General features: G+C 70.4%; 12 protein-coding genes and 1 pseudogene. 9 read left to right on the top strand and 4 right to left on the bottom strand.

From position 1 onward, the window contains the following. Window position 1: 1 nt before the first annotated feature. The 5 genes and pseudogenes from mtrB to G3I78_RS44800 all read left to right on the top strand — a co-directional run bounded on the left by mtrB (window position 2) and on the right by G3I78_RS44800 (window position 7,633). Window positions 2–2,062, top strand: a complete 2,061-nt coding sequence (gene mtrB, locus G3I78_RS44815) for an MtrAB system histidine kinase MtrB (RefSeq protein WP_164435914.1) — start codon at window positions 2–4, stop codon at window positions 2,060–2,062. Then, on the top strand, window positions 2,052–3,899 hold the full coding sequence (locus tag G3I78_RS44810; protein ID WP_164435912.1) for an LpqB family beta-propeller domain-containing protein: 1,848 nt from the start codon (window positions 2,052–2,054) through the stop codon (window positions 3,897–3,899). Before mtrB ends, G3I78_RS44810 begins: the two co-directional genes overlap by 11 nt. A gap of 350 nt (window positions 3,900–4,249) precedes the next feature. Then, window positions 4,250–5,020 (top strand): annotated as a pseudogene (locus tag G3I78_RS52495) (ComF family protein); the annotation flags it as partial. 971 nt (window positions 5,021–5,991) lie between these two features. After that, window positions 5,992–6,684, top strand: a complete 693-nt coding sequence (gene raiA, locus G3I78_RS44805; protein WP_164435910.1) for a ribosome-associated translation inhibitor RaiA — start codon at window positions 5,992–5,994, stop codon at window positions 6,682–6,684. Window positions 6,685–6,886: 202 nt separating this feature from the next. Continuing rightward, a complete protein-coding gene (locus G3I78_RS44800) occupies window positions 6,887–7,633 on the top strand; it encodes a response regulator transcription factor (RefSeq protein ID WP_164435908.1) in 747 nt (248 codons plus the stop codon). Here G3I78_RS44800 and G3I78_RS44795 read toward each other — a convergent pair. Further along, entirely contained in the window at window positions 7,619–8,812 is a 1,194-nt protein-coding gene (locus G3I78_RS44795; RefSeq protein WP_164435906.1) for a crosslink repair DNA glycosylase YcaQ family protein, read from the bottom strand. The two genes, G3I78_RS44800 and G3I78_RS44795, sit on opposite strands and share 15 nt — an antisense overlap. 50 nt (window positions 8,813–8,862) lie before the next feature. Beyond that, window positions 8,863–9,483, bottom strand: a complete 621-nt coding sequence (locus tag G3I78_RS44790; protein WP_164435904.1) for a GNAT family protein — start codon at window positions 9,481–9,483, stop codon at window positions 8,863–8,865. A 271-nt stretch (window positions 9,484–9,754) separates the two neighbouring features. On the opposite strand from G3I78_RS44790, the gene secA reads away from it, so the two are divergent. Then, a complete protein-coding gene (gene secA / locus G3I78_RS44785) occupies window positions 9,755–12,595 on the top strand; it encodes a preprotein translocase subunit SecA (RefSeq protein WP_164435903.1) in 2,841 nt (946 codons plus the stop codon). 235 nt (window positions 12,596–12,830) lie between these two features. Here the strand turns inward: secA and G3I78_RS44780 are convergent, their stop codons facing one another. Further along, window positions 12,831–13,595 carry an Rv3235 family protein gene (locus G3I78_RS44780; RefSeq protein WP_164435894.1) on the bottom strand — a complete coding sequence of 255 codons (765 nt, stop codon included), beginning with the start codon at window positions 13,593–13,595 and terminating at the stop codon, window positions 12,831–12,833. 310 nt (window positions 13,596–13,905) lie between these two features. Here G3I78_RS44780 and G3I78_RS44775 point away from each other — a divergent pair, with 310 nt between their 5' ends. After that, window positions 13,906–14,421 carry a hypothetical protein gene (locus G3I78_RS44775; protein WP_164435892.1) on the top strand — a complete coding sequence of 172 codons (516 nt, stop codon included), beginning with the start codon at window positions 13,906–13,908 and terminating at the stop codon, window positions 14,419–14,421. A 77-nt stretch (window positions 14,422–14,498) separates the two neighbouring features. Next, window positions 14,499–15,164 carry an HAD hydrolase-like protein gene (locus tag G3I78_RS44770; protein ID WP_164435890.1) on the top strand — a complete coding sequence of 222 codons (666 nt, stop codon included), beginning with the start codon at window positions 14,499–14,501 and terminating at the stop codon, window positions 15,162–15,164. A gap of 180 nt (window positions 15,165–15,344) precedes the next feature. Here G3I78_RS44770 and G3I78_RS44765 read toward each other — a convergent pair whose 3' ends face one another. Next, window positions 15,345–15,911, bottom strand: a complete 567-nt coding sequence (locus G3I78_RS44765) for a DJ-1/PfpI family protein (protein ID WP_164435888.1) — start codon at window positions 15,909–15,911, stop codon at window positions 15,345–15,347. 632 nt (window positions 15,912–16,543) lie between these two features. Here G3I78_RS44765 and G3I78_RS44760 point away from each other — a divergent pair. After that, window positions 16,544–21,502, top strand: a complete 4,959-nt coding sequence (locus G3I78_RS44760; protein ID WP_164435886.1) for an NAD-glutamate dehydrogenase — start codon at window positions 16,544–16,546, stop codon at window positions 21,500–21,502. The last annotated feature ends 63 nt before the right edge of the window (window positions 21,503–21,565 follow it).

The raw sequence follows: 21,565 nt of genomic DNA, 5'->3' as shown, positions 1-21,565 counted from the left end.
CATGTCCGGAGACAGTGCCGCTTCGTCGCCCGGGCGGACCGGGGCGGGTGCGGGGCGGCCTGTCGGACGGGCGTCGGCGGGCTCCCGCTGGGGACGTCTCCTCGAGGGCGGGCTGCTCCAGGGCGGAGTCCAGGGCAGCCCGGTCCTGAGGCTGTTCATGCGCTGGGTGCGCCGTCCGATGCTGCCCGTGATGCGGCTGTGGCGGCGCAACATCCAGCTCAAGGTCGTCGTCACGACCCTGCTCATGTCGCTCGGTGTGGTGCTCCTGCTGGGCTTCGTCGTCATCGGCCAGGTGCGCAACGGCCTCCTCGACGCCAAGGTGAAGGCCTCGCAGAGCCAGGCCACCGGCGGTTTCGCGGTGGCCAAGCAGAAGTCGGACGAGGCCGCGGCCGGGACCGACGACACGTCCCCGGCGGACGGCCAGTCCGACCAGAACGTCATCGAGTGGATGAGCAACCTCGTCTACTCGCTCTCCAGCGGCGGCCAGGGCGCCTTCGACGTGGTCACCCTGCCCGTCGGCGGGGACAGCGGGAGCGGGCGCGGGCCGCGTGCCTCCGGTGACGTCGATCCGACGGCCAGCGTCCCCGAGGCGCTGCGCGAGAAGATCGACGACAGTACGACGGCCGCCCAGAGCTACACCCGCATCGTCTACGACGCCGACCAGGAGTCCCAGCCGGCCCTGGTCATCGGCAAGCAGGTCAACGACCCCAACGGCGACCCGTACCAGCTGTACTACCTCTTCCCGCTCACCCAGGAGGAGAAGTCGCTCAGCCTGGTCAAGGGCACCCTGGCGACCGCCGGGCTCTTCGTCGTCGTACTCCTCGGGGCCATCGCCTGGCTCGTGGTGCGTCAGGTCGTCACGCCGGTGCGGATGGCGGCCGGGATCGCCGAGCGGCTGTCCGCGGGGCGGCTCCAGGAGCGGATGAAGGTCACCGGTGAGGACGACATCGCGCGGCTCGGTGAGGCCTTCAACAAGATGGCGCAGAACCTCCAGCTGAAGATCCAGCAGCTGGAGGACCTGTCGCGGATGCAGCGGCGGTTCGTGTCGGACGTGTCGCACGAGCTCAGGACGCCGCTGACGACCGTACGGATGGCGGCTGACGTCATCCATGACGCGCGCGAGGACTTCGATCCGATGACCGCGCGGTCGGCCGAACTGCTCGCCGACCAGCTGGACCGGTTCGAGACGCTGCTGGCGGATCTGCTGGAGATCAGCCGGTTCGACGCGGGTGCGGCGGCGCTGGAGGCGGAGCCGATAGACCTCAGGGAGGTCGTACGGCGGGTGGTCGGCGGGGCCGCGCCGCTGGCCGAGCGCAAGGGTACGACGGTCCGGATCGTCGGCGATCAGCAGCCCGTCGTCGCCGAGGCCGATGCCCGGCGGGTGGAGCGGGTGCTGCGCAATCTCGTCGTCAACGCCGTGGAGCACGGCGAGGGCAAGGACGTCGTCGTCAAGCTGGCCTCGGCGGGCGGCGCGGTCGCCATCGCGGTGCGCGACTACGGCGTAGGACTGAAGCCGGGCGAGGCCACGCGCGTGTTCAGCCGCTTCTGGCGGGCCGACCCGGCACGCGCGCGTACCACCGGCGGTACGGGCCTCGGGCTGTCCATCGCCCTGGAGGACGCGCGGCTGCACGGCGGCTGGCTTCAGGCGTGGGGCGAGCCGGGCGGCGGCTCGCAGTTCCGCCTGACGCTGCCCAGGACGGCCGACGAGCCGCTGCGGGGCTCGCCGATACCGCTGGAACCCAAGGACTCGCGCCGTAACCGTGGACTTGATGACGCCGGTCTGCCGCGCGGGGGCGGGGACAAGGCCGCCACCGTGCCGGCCCAGCCGAACGGTGACCAGACGACCGCGCGGGACCCGATAGTGCCGCGTTCGGCGGCCGTGGTGCCCACCGCCGATCCGACGGCGTTGCCGGGCAACGGCGCGCGTGTGGTGCCCCGGCCCGGCTCGAACACGCGCCGGCAGGACGACACCACGGCTCCGGAGAGCGGGGCCGCCGGCCGCCCGGGCTCCGGGGCGAAGGACGCGTACGAACAGCAGGGGGAGGCATTCCGTGGACGCTGACCGCGAGGGTGGCGGCCGGCGCACGCCGGGGCGCGCGGTGGCGTACGCCGCCTGTGGCGTCGTACTGCTGGCGGGGTGTGCCTCCATGCCGGACAGCGGGGATCTGCGCGGGGTCGACTCCACGGCCCGGCAGGACACCCAGGTGCGGGTCTTCGCGATGCCGCCGCAGGAGGACGCCGAGCCCACGGACATCGTGCAGGGCTTCCTGGAGGCGCTGACCAGCGACGACCCGAACTACGAGACGGCGCGCAAGTATCTGACCGCGAGCGCCGCGAAGAAGTGGCAGCCGGAACTGTCCACTACGGTCCTCGACGACGGACCCGGTGCCACCTTCGTGCAGTCGGTCGACCGGGAGCAGCGGGACGACACGGCGTTCAATCTGACGGGCACCAAGGTGGCCGTGGTGGACGCGCAGCAGTCGTACACGCCCGCCTCCGGCGACTACCAGCAGACCGTGCACCTGGTGCAGGAGCCGAAGACCAAGCAGTGGCGGATCGACAGCCTGCCGCAGGGTGTCGTGATGGGGAAGTCGGACTTCCAGCGCAACTTCGTGTCCGTCAACAAGTACTACTACGCCTCCGACACGAAGGCGGCGACGGCCCCGCAGATGGTCGCCGTGGCCGATCCCGTGTACGTACGCGAGCGTGTGGACCCCATGACGCAGCTGGTGCGTTCGCTGCTCAGCGGGCCGACGAGCTGGCTCGACCCGGTCGTCAGGACGAGCTTTCCCACGGGTACGGCCCTCAAGGACAACAGTTCCTCGCTGACCCCCGACGACCGCAACACCCTGACGGTGCCGCTCAACGACAAGGTCAAGGGCATCAGTCAGAGCCGGTGCGAGGAAATGTCGGCCCAGCTGCTGTTCACCCTCCAGAACCTCACCCCTGCCGTGGACGAGGTCGAACTGCGCGCGGGCGGCAGGCAGTTGTGCTCCGCCAATGAGAGCCAGGCCGACCGGGTCGCCACGCGCGGGTCGGTCGAGGCGCCCGAGTTCCTGTACTACGTGAACGGCGAGCACCGGCTGGTGCGGGTCACGGCCAGCACTCGGGACGGCAGCGCGACGAAGCCCGTGCCGGTGCCGGTTCCCGGCGCGCTCGGTGACGGCGACAAGGACCTGCGCTCGGTGGCCGTCTCGCGGGACGAGCACATGGCCGCGGGTGTCGGCCTCGACGGCAGGTCGCTGTACGTCGGGTCGCTGGTGTCGGGCGGGTCGCTCGGGGAGGCGGTGCTGGTCAGTGACGGCAAGACGACCGGCGACCGGCTGACGACGCCCAGCTGGGACGTGGAGGGCGATCTGTGGGTGGCCGACCGCGACCCCGCCGACTCGCGGCTGCTGCTGTTCAAGGAGGGCGCGGGCAAGCCGCTGGAGGTGGCGATCCCCGGGCTCGACGGGCGCATCAAGGACCTCCGGGTGGCCGCCGACGGGGTGCGGATCGCGCTCGTCGTGGAGAAGGGCGGCAAGCAGTCGCTGCTCGTCGGGCGGATCGAGCGGGAGGGCACGACCGGGGACCCGCAGAGCGTCTCGGTGCGGGAACTGCGTGCCACGACACCGGACCTGGAGGAGGTCACGACCATGTCCTGGGCCGGCGACAGCAGGCTCGTGGTGGTCGGGCGCGAGCAGGGCGGCGTGCAGCAGACGCGGTACGTCCAGGTCGACGGGTCCACGCCGGAGGGGCCGCCGCCGGCCGCGCTGACGGGCGTGAAGGAGATCGCCGCGTCCGAGGACGCCGAGATGCCGTTGGTGGCGTACTCGGAGGACGGGATCGTACGGCTGCCGTCCGGGGCGCAGTGGCAGAAGGTGGACGCGGACGGGACGGCGCCGGTTTATCCGGGGTGACGGGGTGACCGGGGTGACCGGGGTGATGTGACGGCTCGCGCCGTCGGGAGCGGCTGCTTTTGCCGGGGAGGTCCTGGTGGGGGCGGCCGCTTTTGTCGTGGGGCGGAATGGCTTCGGGGGCGGGTGAATCACTGCCGGGGTGGGCGCGGTGGGTCGGATTCGGTGTGCGCGGGGTTGTGCGGAGGGCGTTGTGCAGCCGTTGTGCAGCCGTTGTGCGGTGGCCCGGTCGATTAGTTGTACGGGGCCGGGAATTGTGGTGGGAACGGTTGTTCGTGGCGGGCGCCGGGTTTTCCACAGGGGGTTATCCACAGGGGTGGTCGGTCGGCGTCGGCATTGGCACAGTGGTGGGCATGCGGGGGTGGTGGCAGGACCTCACCGATCTGGTGCTGCCGGCCGAGTGCGGAGGCTGCGGGAAGCCTCGCACGGTGCTCTGTCCGGAGTGCCGTGCCGCCCTGGACGGGGCCGTACCGAGCCGGGTGCGACCGGTGCCGGAGCCGCCCGGACTGCCGGTGGTGCATGCGGCGGCTCGGTATGCGGACTCGGTGCGGGCGGTGTTGTTGGCTCACAAGGAACGGGGGGCGTTGGGGCTTGCGGGGCCGTTGGGTGCGGCTCTGGCGGGGGCTGTGTGGGTGGGGGTGCGGGAGGGCTGTGGGGGTGTTCTGAGGAGTGGGGGTGTGAGTGCGGGTGCGGGCGGTGGGTGGCCCGCTGGTGGGCGGACGGGGGGTGGATGGCCCGGTGGTGGGCGGACGGGCGGTGGATGGCCCGGTGGTGGGCTCGGGGATGTGCTCGGTGTGCCGGTGCTGCTGGTTCCCGTGCCGTCCGCGCGGAGGGCTGTGCGGGCTCGTGGGCATGACCCGGCGCGGCGGATCGCGTTGGCGGCGGCTGGGGAGTTGCGGCGGGCCGGGGTGCCGGCGCGGGTGGTGGCCGTGCTGCGCCAGCGGCGGGGTGTGGCCGATCAGTCGGGGCTCAACTCGCGGGAGCGGCTGGACAATCTCGCGGGTGCGCTGAGCGTGGCTCCCGGGGGTGGGCGGTTGCTGGCTGAGGGGCTGGTCGTGCTGGTCGACGACCTGATGACCACGGGTGCGTCGCTGGCCGAGGCGGCTCGGGCCGTGCGGGAGGCGAGGGCGGGGGTGGGGGAGAGCGCCGGGAGGTGTGAGGAGTGGGTTGGAGAGCGTGACGGGTGGGCCGAGGGCGGTGAGGGGCGGGCCGAGGGCCGTGGGGGGTGGGCCGGGAGCCGGGAGGAGTGGGTCGGAGGCCGTGAGGGTTGGGTCGGAGGCCGTGAGGGTTGGGTCGGGGGCCGAGGTGGACAGGTCGGGTGTCGCGGTGAACGGACGGCGGCTCGACACCGTGATCAAGAGCAGCAGGACAGCGGCGTACGGCGTGGACCGGACCGGGCGGGGACAGGCGTACGGCGAGGGCAAGGGCAACCGGGGACGGACGCGCCGGGCGGGCGGTGGCAATGGCAACGGCAGCAGGAGATCGGGGCGTCGCCTGTTCAAGGTCGGCCGGACGTGGGCAGGTGGCCTGGTGAACCCCGTGGAGACGCGGGCGGGCGTCGTGGTGGAGCCACGGTGGCCGGATGTGGTGGGGAAGCGGTGGGTGCCGTGTATGCCGCCGCAACTCGGGAAAGCATGGGGAAACGGAGGACCGCGGTGACGGAGGAGGACACGGGCCGGGAGCGCCGTCCGGAGGCGGCGACGGGCGCCGTCGGCGTCCGTGACGTGATCTGCGCGGCTGTGGTCGCAGCCGCACCGGATTCTTTCGAAATAAACCGGAACTGACTGCGAACTTGCATCGTTGCAGGTAATGACAGGACCAATTCACCTGAACGGAGGTACGCCGCGGTAGAGGGTGACGACATCCGTCCAGGCGAGATATGTTCGGTTGTGAGGGAAAGGCGCAGGCCACACCTCGCAAATCCGAATGCCGTGCCGCGGGATTCGCCCCATCACCCGCGCCGGTGGAATGGAGATCTTGCCCGCGGGGGAGGAGGTGGAAGTCACCGAGTCCGAGGTTCCGGGGCTCACCGGAGCCTGGTGCAAAAGGGAGACGCTCCGCATCGCGGCGGAGCGATCCGGGAACGGAGTTCTGCGTGGACATCGTCGTCAAGGGCCGCAAGACCGAGGTGCCCGAGCGGTTCCGCAAGCACGTGGCCGAGAAGCTGAAGCTGGAGAAGATCCAGAAGCTCGATGGCAAGGTGATCAGCCTCGACGTCGAGGTGTCCAAGGAGCCGAACCCCCGACAGGCCGACCGCTGTGACCGAGTGGAGATCACGCTCCGCTCCCGCGGACCGGTGATCCGGGCGGAAGCGGCAGCCAGCGACCCGTACGCGGCACTCGACCTGGCGGCGGACAAGCTGGACGCCATCCTGCGCAAGCAGCACGACAAGCGTCACACGCGGCGCGGCGCACGGAGGCTCACGGCGGCCGAGGTCCCCGACCACGTCCCTGGCGCGGCGACGCTCAACGGCAATGGCCACACCGTCCACGAGGAAGAGTCGGACGGCGTGCCCACCAAGAAGATCGGCTCGCTGGAGATCAAGGGTGAAGGCCCCCTCGTCGTCCGCGAGAAGACCCACGTCGCCTCCCCGATGACCCTCGACCAGGCGCTCTACGAGATGGAACTGGTCGGGCACGACTTCTATCTGTTCGTCGACTCCGAGACCAAGGAACCGAGTGTCGTCTACCGGCGGCACGCCTACGACTACGGCGTCATCCACCTGAGCACGGACCCGATGGTCGCCCGGGCGCATTCCCCCGCGGCCGGTGGCACGACAGGGAGCTGACCCTCCCGGATGACAGCTGGGCCGGTGCCCCTGGAGCGCGTGTGCGCCCCCAGGGGCACCCGTGTGCGACCGGTTCGCGCCCCGCTCTGTCACCTCACTGTCGTCCGGGCATGGAATCATGGCCGCACCGGCCCAACCGGTGGGCCGGTGCCTTGGGTTGGCGATGGCACACGACCAGCCACAGCCTTCAGGGGGAGGAACGATGGCGGACAGCTTCGGACCGCTGCACGACGAGGGTGCCGGTGACGGCGCCGTCGGCATGGGCCCGGACGAGGGCTCACCACGCAAGGAACCGATCCGGGTCCTGGTGGTGGACGACCATGCCCTCTTCCGTCGTGGGCTGGAGATCGTGCTCGCGGCCGAGGAGGACATCCAGGTCGTCGGCGAGGCGGGCGACGGCGCGGAGGCCGTGGACAAGGCCGCCGACCTGCTGCCGGACATCGTGCTGATGGATGTCCGGATGCCCAAGCGAGGCGGGATCGAGGCCTGCACCTCCATCAAGGAAGTGGCTCCCAGCGCCAAGATCATCATGCTGACGATCAGCGACGAGGAAGCCGACCTCTACGACGCGATCAAGGCCGGCGCGACCGGATATCTCCTCAAGGAGATCTCCACCGACGAGGTGGCCACCGCCATTCGCGCGGTCGCCGACGGGCAGTCGCAGATCAGCCCCTCCATGGCGTCGAAGCTGCTCACCGAGTTCAAGTCGATGATCCAGCGCACGGACGAGCGCCGACTTGTCCCGGCCCCGCGACTGACCGACCGTGAGCTGGAAGTCCTCAAGCTGGTCGCCACCGGGATGAACAACCGCGATATCGCGAAGGAGTTGTTCATCTCCGAGAACACCGTGAAGAACCATGTGCGCAACATCCTGGAGAAGCTGCAGCTGCACTCCAGGATGGAGGCGGTGGTCTACGCGATGCGGGAGAAGATCCTAGAGATTCGCTAGTTCCCTGGTGAGCGGCTCGCGCAGGTCCGGCGCGTCCACCCGCTCCACCCGTACGTCGGTGCAGTCCACCCAGCTCGCCGCCTCGACCAGCGCCTGAGCCACCGCAGGGACCGCCTTCGGGCCGTCCAGGGTGACCTGCCTGGCCACCAGGGTGTGCCCCTCGCGCGCGGGGTCCACCCGGCCCACCAGCCGGCCTCCCGCGAGCACCGGCATCGCGAAGTAGCCGTGGATCCGCTTGGGCTTGGGGACGTAGGCCTCCAGCCGGTGTGTGAAGCCGAAGATCCGCTCCGTACGCGCCCGCTCCCAGATCAGGGAGTCGAACGGGGACAGCAGAGTCGTACGGTGACGCCCGCGCGGAGGTGTCTCCAGGGCCGCGGGATCGGCCCAGGCCGGCTTGGACCAGCCCTCGACGGTCACCGGCACCAGACCCGAGTCGGCGATCACCGCCTCGACCTGCTCGCCCTTGAGGCGGTGGTAGTCGGCGATGTCCCCGCGCGTGCCCACCCCCAGGGACTGCCCGGCCAGACGGACCAGGCGGCGCAGGCACTCGGTGTCGTCCAGCTCGTCATGGAGCAGATCGGCGGGGATCGCGCGCTCGGCGAGGTCGTACACCCGCTTCCAACCGCGGCGCTCCACGCAGACCACCTCGCCGTACATCAGGGCGCGCTCGACGGCGACCTTGGTGCCGGACCAGTCCCACCACTCGCTGGTCTTCTTCGCGCCGCCCAACTCGGTGGCGGTCAGCGGGCCTTCGGCGCGCAGCTGCTTGATGACCTGGTCGTAGGTGCCGTCCGGGAGCTGGTGGTTCCAGTGCGGGCGGCCGCGGTAGGCGCGGCGGCGGAACGCGAAGTGGGGCCACTCCTCGATGGGCAGGATGCATGCCGCGTGCGACCAGTACTCGAAGGCGTGGGGGCGGGCCGGAGAGGCGCCGGCGGGTGAGGCGGTCCAGTAGGCGCTCTCGACCTTCCTGCGGCCCACCGAGCCGAGACGGGCGTACGGGATCAGCTCGTGGGAGCGGGCGAGGACCGAGATGGTGTCGAGCTGGACCGCGCCGAGGTGCCGCAGGACGCCGCGGACTCCGGCCCGGCGGTCGGGAGTGCCGAGGAAGCCCTGGGCGCGCAGCGCGATGCGGCGGGCCTCGTCGGCCGAGAGGTCGGTGGCGGGACGCGGGGTCGTCATGGGTCCGAACGATAGAGGCCGGCACTGACAACGCGGGGTGACCTGCGGATCTAGTGCGGTGCGGGGAGATACGGCGCCGTCGACGGCAGGCCCAGGTCCGACGGGAGCAGGGCGCCCGTCCAGCAGTCCCGGCGTACGCCCTGGTGGACGATCCCCGCGCGCAGGACGCCCTCGACGACGAAACCGGCGCGCTCCGCCACCGCGCGCGAGGCCCGGTTGCCCACCTCCGCGCGCCACTCCACGCGGTCGACGGACAGCTCGGTGAAGGCCCAGCGGGAGGCGGCGCGGACGGCCTCGGTGACATAGCCGTTGCCGCGGTGCTCCTTGACGGCCCAGTAGCCGATCTCCGCGGTGCCCAGCGAGCGCATGGACAGGCCGAGCATGCCCACCAGGTCCTCCCCTTCGGGGAGGACTTCGGAGCGGACGTCGGAGTGGACTTCGGAGGGGGCTTCGGGGCGGAACAGGCCCCAGGTGAACGTCGTGTCCTGTGCCCAGCCGTCCGGGACCAGCTGTTCCGTGAAGCTCTGCGCGTGCTCGGGCAGGTACGGCGAGGGGATCGTGGTCCAGCGCAGGATGTCGGGGTCCTGGACGGCGGCGAGGACGGCGCCGGTGTCCCCCGGGGTCGGCATGCGCAGCAGAAGACGGTCGGTGGTGAGCGTGACGGGGTCCATCGGCCGATTCTGCTCAGGTGTTCGGGGAGGGCGCCATGATTTTCGCTGTGAGTGAGCGGGTGATCACAATTCGCGCAATTCGTGAGCGGGGCGCGGCACCATCGGTGTTCCCCGTCCGTTGTCCCCTTTGAAACAGATTTGAAGGAGCTGACAGTCGGCGTACCCGGCAGGCCTCCCGACGCGGCGGGGTCCTCGCATACGATGGCCGTTGCTCAGCAAGTCAAATGGAAACCGACCGTCCCAGGCCCGACCGGCAAGGAGACCAACCCCCGTGTCCGTCCTCTCGAAGATCATGCGTGCAGGCGAAGGCAAGATCCTGCGCAAGCTGCACCGCATCGCGGACCAGGTCAACTCCATCGAAGAGGACTTCGTCGACCTCTCCGACGCCGAGCTGCGGGCCCTCACCGATGAGTACAAGCAGCGGTACGCCGACGGTGAGAGCCTGGACGACCTGCTTCCCGAGGCCTTCGCCACCGTGCGCGAGGGCGCCAAGCGCGCGCTCGGCCAGCGCCACTACGACGTGCAGATCATGGGCGGCGCCGCCCTCCACCTCGGCTACGTCGCCGAGATGAAGACCGGTGAGGGCAAGACCCTCGTCGGCACCCTGCCCGCGTACCTGAACGCGCTGTCCGGCAAGGGCGTCCACCTCATCACGGTCAACGACTACCTGGCCGAGCGCGACTCCGAGATGATGGGCCGCGTCCACAAGTTCCTGGGCCTCGAGGTCGGTTGCATCCTCGCCAACATGACGCCGGCCCAGCGTCGCGAGCAGTACGCGTGCGACATCACCTACGGCACGAACAACGAGTTCGGCTTCGACTACCTGCGCGACAACATGGCGTGGTCCAAGGACGAGCTGGTCCAGCGCGGCCACAACTTCGCCATCGTCGACGAGGTCGACTCCATCCTCGTCGACGAGGCCCGTACGCCGCTGATCATCTCCGGCCCGGCCGACCAGGCCACCAAGTGGTACGGCGACTTCGCCAAGCTTGTCACCCGCCTGAAGAAGGGCGAGGCCGGCAACCCGCTCAAGGGTGTCGAGGAGACCGGCGACTACGAGGTCGACGAGAAGAAGCGCACGGTCGCCATCCACGAGGCCGGTGTCTCCAAGGTCGAGGACTGGCTGGGCATCGACAACCTCTACGAGTCGGTGAACACCCCTCTGGTGGGCTACCTGAACAACGCCATCAAGGCGAAGGAGCTCTTCAAGAAGGACAAGGACTACGTCGTCATGGACGGCGAAGTCATGATCGTCGACGAGCACACCGGCCGTATCCTCGCCGGCCGCCGTTACAACGAGGGCATGCACCAGGCGATCGAGGCGAAGGAAGGGGTGGACATCAAGGACGAGAACCAGACGCTCGCCACGATCACCCTCCAGAACTTCTTCCGCCTCTACAAGCGCCGCGACCAGAACGACAAGGAGCAGCCCGGTCTGTCCGGCATGACCGGTACGGCGATGACCGAGGCCGCCGAGTTCCACCAGATCTACAAGCTCGGCGTGGTCCCGATCCCGACCAACCGGCCGATGGTCCGCAAGGACCAGTCCGACCTGATCTACCGCACCGAGATCGCGAAGTTCGAGGCGGTCGTCGACGACATCGTCGAGAAGCACGAGAAGGGCCAGCCGATCCTCGTCGGCACCACGTCGGTCGAGAAGTCCGAGTACCTCTCGCAGCAGCTGTCCAAGCGCGGCGTCCAGCACGAAGTGCTGAACGCCAAGCAGCACGACCGGGAGGCGACGATCGTCGCCCAGGCCGGCCGCAAGGGCGCCGTCACCGTCGCCACCAACATGGCCGGCCGTGGTACCGACATCAAGCTCGGCGGCAACCCCGAGGACCTCGCCGAGGCGGAGCTGCGCCAGCGCGGCCTCGACCCCGAGGAGCACATCGAGGAGTGGGCGCAGGCCCTGCCCGCCGCCCTGGAGAAGGCCGAGCAGGCGGTCAAGGCGGAGTTCGAGGAGGTCAAGGACCTCGGCGGGCTCTACGTCCTCGGCACCGAGCGGCACGAGTCGCGCCGTATCGACAACCAGCTGCGCGGTCGTTCCGGCCGTCAGGGCGACCCCGGCGAGTCCCGCTTCTACCTCTCCCTCGGCGACGACCTGATGCGCCTGTTCAAGGCCCAGATGGTCGAGCGCGTCATGTCGATGGCGAACGTCCCCGACGACGTGCCGATCGAGAACAAGATGGTCACGCGCGCGATCGCGTCCGCCCAGTCGCAGGTCGAGCAGCAGAACTTCGAGACCCGCAAGAACGTCCTGAAGTACGACGAGGTCCTCAACCGGCAGCGCGAGGTCATCTACGGCGAGCGGCGCCGCGTCCTGGAGGGCGAGGACCTGCACGAGCAGGTGCAGCACTTCATGAACGACACCATCGACGCGTACATCGACGCGGAGACCGCCGAGGGCTTCGCCGAGGACTGGGATCTCGACCGGCTGTGGGGCGCCTTCAAGCAGCTCTACCCGGTGAAGATCACCGTGGACGAGCTGGAGGAGGCGGCCGGCGACCGCGCGGGCCTGACCGCCGACTTCATCTCCGAGTCCATCAAGGACGACATCCACGAGCAGTACGAGTCCCGCGAGACGCAGCTCGGCTCCGAGATCATGCGTGAGCTGGAGCGCCGGGTCGTGCTGTCGGTCCTGGACCGCAAGTGGCGTGAGCACCTCTACGAGATGGACTACCTCCAGGAGGGCATCGGCCTGCGCGCGATGGCCCAGAAGGACCCGCTGGTCGAGTACCAGCGTGAGGGCTTCGACATGTTCACCGCCATGATGGAGGGCATCAAGGAGGAGTCCGTCGGCTACCTGTTCAACCTGGAGGTCCAGGTCGAGCAGCAGGTCGAGGAGGTCCCGGTCGAGGACTCCGCGCCGTCGCTCGAGAAGCAGGACGCGGTCCCGGCGCAGGCCGGCTCGCGCCCCGAGATCCGCGCCAAGGGACTCGACGCCCCGCAGCGCCGGGACCTGCACTTCTCGGCGCCCACCGTGGACGGCGAGGGCGGTGTCATCGAGGGCGAGTTCGCCGACGACGACGAGCCCGTGCGCTCCGAGGCGGACGGCCTCACGCGCGCGGAGCGGCGCAAGCAGTCCCGTGGTCGGGGGCGGCGCAAGAAGTAGTCCGTACGGTGCGGTCGGCGCCGTGACGGTCGAGGTGACGGCGCCGGTGGTGCCGTAGCGGATCGTCGGCGGCGCTGTCCGAGGCACCGTACGGTGCGGTCGGCGCCGACCGAGGCGTCGTACCGGATCGGCGTGACGGCGCCTGTGGCGCTTTGTAGCAGTGGAAGGGCCGGGTCACCCCAGGGTGGCCCGGCCCTTCGGCGTGTGAGGGCGTGCGGGGCTTCCTGGGGGCCTGTCAGTCGTCGTCGGGGCGGGGAGCGCGGGGGCCGCCCAGTTCGACGGCTGTGCAGCGCCAGCGGAGGTCCTGGCCCTGTTCCAGGCGGAAGGCCATGGCGCGCAGCTGGTCGCCTGCGCCGATGCGGGCGAAGGCCTCCACGGCGCCCGCGCGGGGCACGTAATAGCCGATGTCCCGCACGACGGGGCGGGTGCCGCGGGCGCGCAGGGGACCGCGTTCGGCGAGCCGGGCGAGTTCGTCGTAGGCACGGCCCGCGGTGTGCCGGAGCATCGAGTGGACCGGGCGCTGGCCGCTCAGGACGGCCAGGAGGAGGTCGGCGAAGAGGTCGGTGGGGCGCTGCTGCGGGACCAGGGGGCGGCGCGGGGTCTGGGTGGGGACGACCGGGGGCGCGTGCGGTGCCGGAGCCGAGTCGAGGACGGCCGTACCGGCGGGGGCGGCCCTGAAGGCGGGCGTGGTGGTGAGGGTGCCGGTCGAGCCCGGCGCCGTACCGCCGCTGTCGAGGCTCGTCCTGCGGGCGGTGGCGTCGCGGTTGCCCGGGGCTGGCGTGGGGCGGCCAGGGGTGCCCTGGGGGCGGCTGTCGGCGGGGCCCGTGCGGGTGCGGGGGCCGCTGCCGGGGGAGCCCGGCGGGCGGCCGTCGCCCGGTGCCGTGCGGGACGTGCTGCCGCCCGGCGTGCGCGGCGGGGTGCCGCCCGGGCGGCGGGAGTCACGGCGGGCCGGCGGACGGGCGCCGGAGGGGTGCTGGGCCCTGGTCATGACCTTGTTCATGGGATCCCCGTTCTGTCCGCCCGGAAAGTACCGGGCAGTAACTTCTTGGTTGGGGATCTTGTACGGGGCCCTGGACCGCCGCCGCAAGGAAGCGCTGGGCCGGGTCGGAGGGCCCGGAATGTTCACCTATCAGAGTGACCACGGGGGTACGGGAGCCCGTGTTCCAGGGGGCGGGGCGGGTGAATTCCCGGCGCCGGGTGGACGCCTCCCGGGGTGGGGGCAGGAACCCGAAAGGGGACGCCCGCACGTATCCTGAAGCCCTTCCCGGAGACTCTCCGATCACGTTCTCCGACCACGAAAGCGGCCAGCCATGCGCGTCTACGTCCCCCTGACCCTCTCCGGTCTCGCCGAGGCGTACAAGACGGGTGAGCTGGAGGCCGGACCGCTCCTCGCCTACGCCGTCACCCCCGGCCTGCGCGAGTGGTACGTCTCCGACGACATCGAGGAGCTGGAGTACGCGGCGCTGAACCGGGCCGCGCAGGGCTCGCTGCGGCTGCTCGCGGCGGACGGCGGGGCCGTGCGGCGCCGGGTCGTGGTCGCCGTCGACGTGGCCGACGGGTCGGCGGTCGCCGATCCCGACCGGGCACTCGACCCCGCGGCGCTCGGCGAGGTGCGGGTCGACGGGACGGTGAAGCTGGCCAAGGCCGCCGCCGTGCACGTCGACTCGGACGACGCCGAGGAGGACGTCACCGCCGCCGTCGGCGCGCTGGAGGCGGCGGACGGCGGGGACGACGACGCGCAGTTCGTCGTGGACGGCGCCGAGGACCACGAACTGCTGTGGTACGCGACACAGGAGATCCCGAACCTCGTGGGACTCGGGGGCTGAGTGCCCTGCCCCACCGGCTTCACCCGCTGTGACCTGGTGTTCTCTTGATTGTCAGTGGGGGCGGGTACTTTTTTGGCATGGGGAAGCTGACAGGGGCGCACATCGTCTGGGACTGGAACGGCACGCTGTTCCACGACAACGACGCGATCATCGGGGCGACGAACGCGGCGTTCGCCGAGCTGGGGCTCGCGCCGATCACGATGGAGCGGTACCGGGCGCTGTACTGCGTGCCGGTGCCGAAGTTCTACGAGCGGCTGCTCGGGCGGCTGCCCACCGATGCCGAGTGGGAGGTCATGGACGAGACCTTCCACCGGTACTACACCGAGCACCGGGTGGGGTGCGGGCTGACCGCCGGGGCGGAGGAACTGCTCGCCGGGTGGCGGTCGGCGGGGCGCAGCCAGTCGATCCTCAGCATGTACGTGCACGACGAACTGGTGCCGTTGGTCCGGGGGTTCGGGATCGAGGCGCACTTCCTGCGGGTGGACGGGCGGACCGGGCCGTCCGGCGGGAGCAAGGCGGAACACATGGAGCGGCACCTCGCGGCACTCGCGGGAGTGGACGCCGCTCGGACCGTGGTGATCGGGGACGCCGCGGACGACGCGGTGGCGGCGATGCGGGTGGGGGCGCGGGCCGTGCTCTACACCGGCGGGTCGCATGGGCGCGCCAGCCTTGAGGGGGTGGGGGTGCCGGTGGTGGACACCCTCGCGGAGGCGGTCGCGGAGGCCGAGCGAATAGCGGCGTAGTGGGTCGCCTGGTGCGGGTGCGGGTGCGGGTGCGGGTGCGGGTGCCACGGGGCACTGCGGGGGCGCGGGGAACTGCGCGATCGGCCCCCACCGGCCCGCAGCCGAACGACACCGCGCGGCGCTTCCAGGCACCGCGCGCCTTTCCAGGCACCGCGCGCCCGCCCGGACACCACCGCCGCGCTACGTCACCGGCGCCTTCGCCCTGAGCACCGTCAGGAACTCCCGCATCCAGCCCGGGTGGTCCGGCCAGGCCCGGGAGGAGACCAGCGTGCCGTCGACCACCACCTCGGCGTCCTGGAAGGCGGCGCCCGCGGACTGCATGTCGGGCTCCAGGGCCGGATAGGCGGTGACGCGGCGACCGCGCAGTCCGTCGATCGCGGCGGTGAGCAGGGGCCCGTGGCAGATCTGGGCGACCGGCTTGTCGGCGTCGAAGAAGGACTTGAGGATCTTGCGGAGCTCGGGGTCGTTGCGCAGATACTCGGGCGCCCGGCCGCCGGGGACGACGAGGGCGGCGTACTGACCGGGATCGACCTCGGCGAAGGCCAGGTCGGCGGGCCAGGTGTAGCCGGGCTTCTCCGTGTAGGTGTCGAAGCCGGGTTCGAAGTCGTGGACGACGAACCGGAGCTGCTTGCGGGAAGGGGCCGCGACATGGACCTCGTAGCCCTCCTCGCGGAGGCGCTGGTAGGGGTACAGCACCTCCAGCGACTCCGCCGCGTCACCGGTGACGATCAGGATTTTGGCTGTCATGTCGGCAACGTGCATCCAGGGAACGGCCTTGCCAAGGGGGTGTGCATCATCGAGAACATGCCGGGACGACCGGTGCGGAAGCCGGCCGCGAGGAGGGCCGGGCGGGCCGGGCGGGCCGAACGAGCCCAGGCGGCGGTCGGTGGGACGACCCGGGTGCGGCTGACCGGACGGCCTGTCGCGTTACGACGGTTTCGTCCGTTGCGCCGCTGTGCAGACTGTCAAACTTCGACCCCTGGATTTGTACACATACGGCTCATGACGGGCCCCCCGTCCGGAGCGATAGCCTTGTGGCGTGATCAGCGCGATAGTTCGCGGGGGTGCTGTTGCCCCTGCCCTGCGCCCGGTGAGCACGGACGACATCCGTGGCCGGGCGGCAGCCGCTGGTCCTCGCGGGCGGGACGGTGCCACAGAGGCTCCCATGACGCCACACACACCCTCGTCACCAGCACGGCAGAGAGCAGTGTCACACCTGCCGTACAGCTCAAATGTGGCTCATATCCACCCGCCCATCTCACCTTGCGGCATAGCGTCGGAGCAGACCGGAGACCCCGGGCCGTGGCGTCGAGCCGCAGGGGGAGAGGCCGTACTTCCTTCTACGTCACGCAACGGCGCGCGACAGGAGTCAGAGGACAATGCAGACCAAGCTGGACGAAGCCAAGGCCGAGCTGCTCGAGAGGGCCGCCCGGGTAGCTGAGAACAGTCCGGTCGGGGGACACCTACCGACCGGGACCACCGACGAGGACACCCCCCGCACCCCGGACACCCCGGACGGCGAGACCGTACTCGCGTTCCTCCAGCGCTACTACCTGCACACCGCCCCGGAAGACCTCGCCGGCCGCGACCCGGTCGACGTCTACGGCGCCGCGCTCTCCCACTTCCGGCTCGGCGAGACCCGCCCCCAGGGCACGGCCAACGTGCGGGTCCACACGCCCACCGTCGAGGAGAACGGGTGGACGTGCACCCACTCGGTCGTCGAGGTGGTCACCGACGACATGCCCTTCCTCGTCGACTCCGTCACCAACGAACTGACCCGGCAGGGACGCGGCATCCATGTCGTCATCCACCCCCAGGTCATCGTGCGCCGAGACCTCACCGGCAAGCTGATCGAGGTCCTCACCACCCCGCCCGCCGCCGGTGACCTCCCGCACGACGCGCACACCGAGTCCTGGATCCACGTCGAGATCGACCGCGAGACCGACCGCTCCGACCTGAAGCAGATCACCGCCGACCTGCTGCGCGTCCTGTCCGACGTCCGCGAGGCCGTCGAGGACTGGGAGAAGATGCGGGACGCGGCCCTGCGCATGGCCGACGAACTGCCCGCCGAACCCGTCGCCACCGATCTGCGCGACATGGAGATCGAGGAGGCCCGCGAGCTGCTGCGCTGGCTCGCCGCCGATCACTTCACCTTCCTCGGCTACCGCGAGTACCAGCTCCGCGAGGACGACTCCCTCGCCGCCGTCCCCGGCACCGGCCTCGGCATCCTGCGCTCCGACCCGCACCACGAGGGCGAGGAGGGCCACCCGGTCAGCCCGTCCTTCGAGCGGCTGCCCGCCGACGCGCGCGCCAAGGCCCGCGAGCACAAGCTCCTCGTGCTGACCAAGGCCAACAGCCGGGCGACCGTGCACCGGCCGTCGTACCTCGACTACATCGGCGTGAAGAAGTTCGACGCGGACGGCAACGTCGTCGGCGAGCGCCGCTTCCTCGGCCTATTCTCCTCCGCCGCCTACACCGAATCGGTGCGCCGGGTTCCGGTCATCCGCCGCAAGGTCGACGAAGTGCTGGAGCGCGCCGGGTTCTCGCCCAACAGCCACGACGGACGCGACCTCCTCCAGATCCTGGAGACCTACCCGCGCGACGAGCTCTTCCAGACCCCGCCCGACGAGCTCGAGTCCATCGCCACCTCCGTCCTGTACCTCCAGGAGCGGCGCCGGCTGCGCCTCTACCTGCGCCAGGACGAGTACGGCCGCTACTACTCGGCCCTCGTCTACCTGCCCCGCGACCGCTACACCACCGGCGTCCGCCTCAGGATCATCGACATCCTGAAGGAAGAACTCGACGGCACCAGCGTCGACTTCACCGCCTGGAACACCGAATCCATCCTGTCCCGGCTGCACTTCGTGGTCCGCGTCCCGCAGGGCACCGAGCTGCCGCAGCTCAGCGACAGCGACAAGGAGCGCATCGAGGCCCGCCTCGTCGAGGCCGCCCGCTCCTGGGCCGACGGCTGGACCGAGGCGCTCAACGCCGAACTCGGCGAGGAACGCGCCGCCGAACTGTCCCGCCGCTACGGCACCGCCTTCCCCGAGGGCTACAAGGCCGACCACACCCCGCGCTCCGCGGTCGCCGACCTCGTCCACCTCGAAAAGCTCACCGAGGCCGAGGGCAACGACTTCGCACTGAGCCTGTACGAACCCGTCGGCGCCGCCCCCGAGGAGCGCCGCTTCAAGATCTACCGCAAGGGCGACGCCATCTCCCTGTCCGCGGTGCTCCCGGTGCTCAGCCGGCTCGGTGTCGAGGTCACGGACGAGCGGCCCTACGAACTGCGCTGCTCCGACCGCAGCATCGCCTGGATCTACGACTTCGGCCTGCGCATGCCCAAGTCGCAGAACGGCAGCGGCGACTACCTCGGCGACGACGGCCGAGAGCGCTTCCAGGAGGCCTTCGCCGCCACCTGGACCGGCAAGGCCGAGAACGACGGCTTCAACGCCCTCGTTTTGAGCGCCGGCCTGAGCTGGCGGCAGGCCACCGTGCTGCGCGCATACGCCAAGTACCTGCGTCAGGCGGGCTCCACCTTCAGCCAGGACTACATGGAGGACACCCTCCGCAACAACGTCCACACCACCCGGCTGCTCGTCTCCCTGTTCGAGGCGCGGATGTCGCCCGACCGGCAGCGCGCCGGACACGAACTCGTCGACGCCCTCCTGGAAGAACTCGACGCGGCCCTCGACCAGGTGGCCAGCCTCGACGAGGACCGTATCCTCCGGTCCTTCCTCACCGTCATCAAGGCGACCCTGCGCACCAACTTCTTCCAGGAGGCCGAGGGCGGCAAGCCGCACGACTACGTCTCCATGAAGTTCGACCCGCAGGCCATCCCCGACCTCCCGGCCCCGCGCCCGGCGTTCGAGATCTGGGTCTACTCCCCGCGCGTCGAAGGCGTCCACCTGCGCTTCGGCAAGGTCGCCCGAGGCGGCCTGCGCTGGTCCGACCGGCGCGAGGACTTCCGCACCGAGATCCTCGGCCTGGTCAAGGCGCAGATGGTCAAGAACACCGTCATCGTGCCCGTCGGCGCCAAGGGCGGCTTCGTCGCCAAGCAGCTGCCCGACCCCAGCGTGGACCGGGACGCGTGGCTCGCCGAAGGCATCGGCAGCTACAAGACGTTCATCTCGGCGCTCCTCGACATCACCGACAACATGGTCGCCGGCGAAGTGGTCCCGCCCGCCGACGTCGTACGGCACGACGAGGACGACACCTACCTGGTCGTCGCCGCCGACAAGGGCACCGCCACCTTCTCCGACATCGCCAACGGGGTCGCGGAGTCGTACAACTTCTGGCTCGGCGACGCCTTCGCCTCCGGCGGCTCGGCCGGCTACGACCACAAGGGCATGGGCATCACCGCGCGCGGTGCCTGGGAGTCCGTCAAGCGGCACTTCCGCGAACTGGACCTCGACACCCAGTCCGAGGACTTCACCGTCGTCGGCATCGGCGACATGTCAGGCGACGTGTTCGGCAACGGCATGCTGCTCAGCGAGCACATCCGCCTCGTCGCCGCCTTCGACCACCGGCACATCTTCATCGACCCGAAGCCCGACGCGGCCACCTCCTACGCCGAGCGCCGCCGCATCTTCGACCTCCCGCGCTCCAGCTGGGCCGACTACAACACCGAGCTGATCTCGGCGGGCGGCGGGATCTTCCCCCGCAGTGCCAAGTCCATCCCCGTCAACGCCCACATCCGCGAGGCCCTCGGCATCGAGGACAAGGTCGCCAAGATGACCCCGGCCGACCTGATGAAGGCGATCCTCCAGGCACCGGTCGACCTGCTGTGGAACGGCGGCATCGGCACGTACGTGAAGGCGTCGACGGAGACCCACGCCGACGTCGGCGACAAGGCCAACGACCCGATCCGCGTCGACGGCGCCGACCTGCGCGTCAAGGTTGTCGGCGAGGGCGGCAACCTCGGCCTGACCCAGCTCGGCCGGATCGAGTTCGCGCTGCACGGCGGCAAGATCAACACCGACGCCATCGACAACAGCGCGGGCGTGGACACCTCCGACCACGAGGTGAACATCAAGATCCTGCTCAACGGCCTGGTCACCGAAGGCGACATGACCGTCAAGCAGCGCAACAAGCTGCTCGCCCAGATGACCGACGAGGTCGGCCGCCTCGTCCTGCGCAACAACTACGCGCAGAACACCGCCATCGCCAACGCGCTCGCCCAGTCCAAGGACATGCTCCACGCCCAGCAGCGCTTCATGCGCCACCTGGTGCGCGCGGGCCACCTCGACCGGGCCCTGGAGTTCCTGCCCACCGACCGCCAGATCCGCGAACGCCTCGGCGCCGCACAGGGGTTGACCGGCCCGGAGACCGCCGTCCTGCTGGCGTACACGAAGATCACGGTCGCCGACGAACTCCTCCAGACCTCCCTGCCCGACGACCCCTACCTGCGCAACCTGCTGCACGCGTACTTCCCCGCCGCACTGCGCGAACAGTTCGCCGACCGCATCGACAGCCACCCGCTGCACCGCGAGATCACCACGACCGTCCTGGTCAACGACACCGTCAACACCGGCGGTACGACCTACCTCCACCGCCTGCGCGAGGAGACCGGCGCCTCCCTGGAGGAGATCGTCCGCGCGCAGACCGTGGCCCGCACCATCTTCCGCGCGGCCACCGTGTGGGACGGCGTCGAGTCCCTCGACAACCAGGTCGAGGCCGCCGTACAGACCCGCATCCGGCTCCACTCGCGCCGACTGGTCGAGCGCGGCACCCGCTGGCTGCTCAACAACCGGCCGCAGCCGCTCCAACTCGCCGAGACCATCGAGTTCTTCGGCGACCGCGTCGAACTGGTCTGGTCGCAGCTGCCGAAGCTGCTGCGGGGCGCCGACCTGGAGTGGTACCAGAAGATCTACGACGAACTGACCGCCGCCGGCGTCCCCGACGAACTCGCCACCCGCGTGGCCGGGTTCTCCTCCGCCTTCCCGACGCTGGACATCGTCTCGGTCGCCGACCGCATGGGCCGCGACCCGATGGACGTCGCCGAGGTCTACTACGACCTCGCCGACCGCCTCCACATCACCCAGCTCATGGACCGCATCATCGAGCTCCCCCGCGCCGACCGCTGGCAGTCCATGGCCCGCGCCTCCATCCGCGAGGACCTCTACGCGGCCCACTCCGCCCTCACCGCCGACGTCCTGGCGGTCGGCAACGGCACCTCCACCCCCGAACAGCGCTTCAAGGCCTGGGAGGAGAAGAACGCCCCCATCCTCAGCCGGGCCCGCACCACCCTGGAGGAGATCCAGGGCTCGGACGCCTTCGACCTCGCCAACCTGTCGGTGGCGATGCGCACCATGAGGACACTGCTGCGCCAGCACTCATAAGGGGTACGACCATGAGGGCGCCCGGGACCGTGAAGTCCCGGGCGCCCTCGTCGTCGTAGCGCC

Source organism: Streptomyces sp. SID13726 (assembly GCF_010548375.1).
GTDB lineage: Bacteria > Actinomycetota > Actinomycetes > Streptomycetales > Streptomycetaceae > Streptomyces.
The sequence above is the reverse complement of the archived record's forward strand: the minus strand, read 5'-3'. Positions and strand labels throughout refer to the sequence as shown.

Coding starts and splice junctions, on each gene's coding strand:
- mtrB (WP_164435914.1), top strand. CDS start 2: ATGTCCGGAGACAGTGCCGCTTCGTCGCCCGGGCGGACCGGGGCGGGT.
- G3I78_RS44800 (WP_164435908.1), top strand. CDS start 6,887: ATGGCGGACAGCTTCGGACCGCTGCACGACGAGGGTGCCGGTGACGGC.
- G3I78_RS44795 (WP_164435906.1), bottom strand. CDS start 8,812: ATGACGACCCCGCGTCCCGCCACCGACCTCTCGGCCGACGAGGCCCGC.
- G3I78_RS44790 (WP_164435904.1), bottom strand. CDS start 9,483: ATGGACCCCGTCACGCTCACCACCGACCGTCTTCTGCTGCGCATGCCG.
- G3I78_RS44780 (WP_164435894.1), bottom strand. CDS start 13,595: ATGAACAAGGTCATGACCAGGGCCCAGCACCCCTCCGGCGCCCGTCCG.
- G3I78_RS44775 (WP_164435892.1), top strand. CDS start 13,906: ATGCGCGTCTACGTCCCCCTGACCCTCTCCGGTCTCGCCGAGGCGTAC.
- G3I78_RS44770 (WP_164435890.1), top strand. CDS start 14,499: ATGGGGAAGCTGACAGGGGCGCACATCGTCTGGGACTGGAACGGCACG.
- G3I78_RS44765 (WP_164435888.1), bottom strand. CDS start 15,911: ATGACAGCCAAAATCCTGATCGTCACCGGTGACGCGGCGGAGTCGCTG.
- G3I78_RS44760 (WP_164435886.1), top strand. CDS start 16,544: ATGCAGACCAAGCTGGACGAAGCCAAGGCCGAGCTGCTCGAGAGGGCC.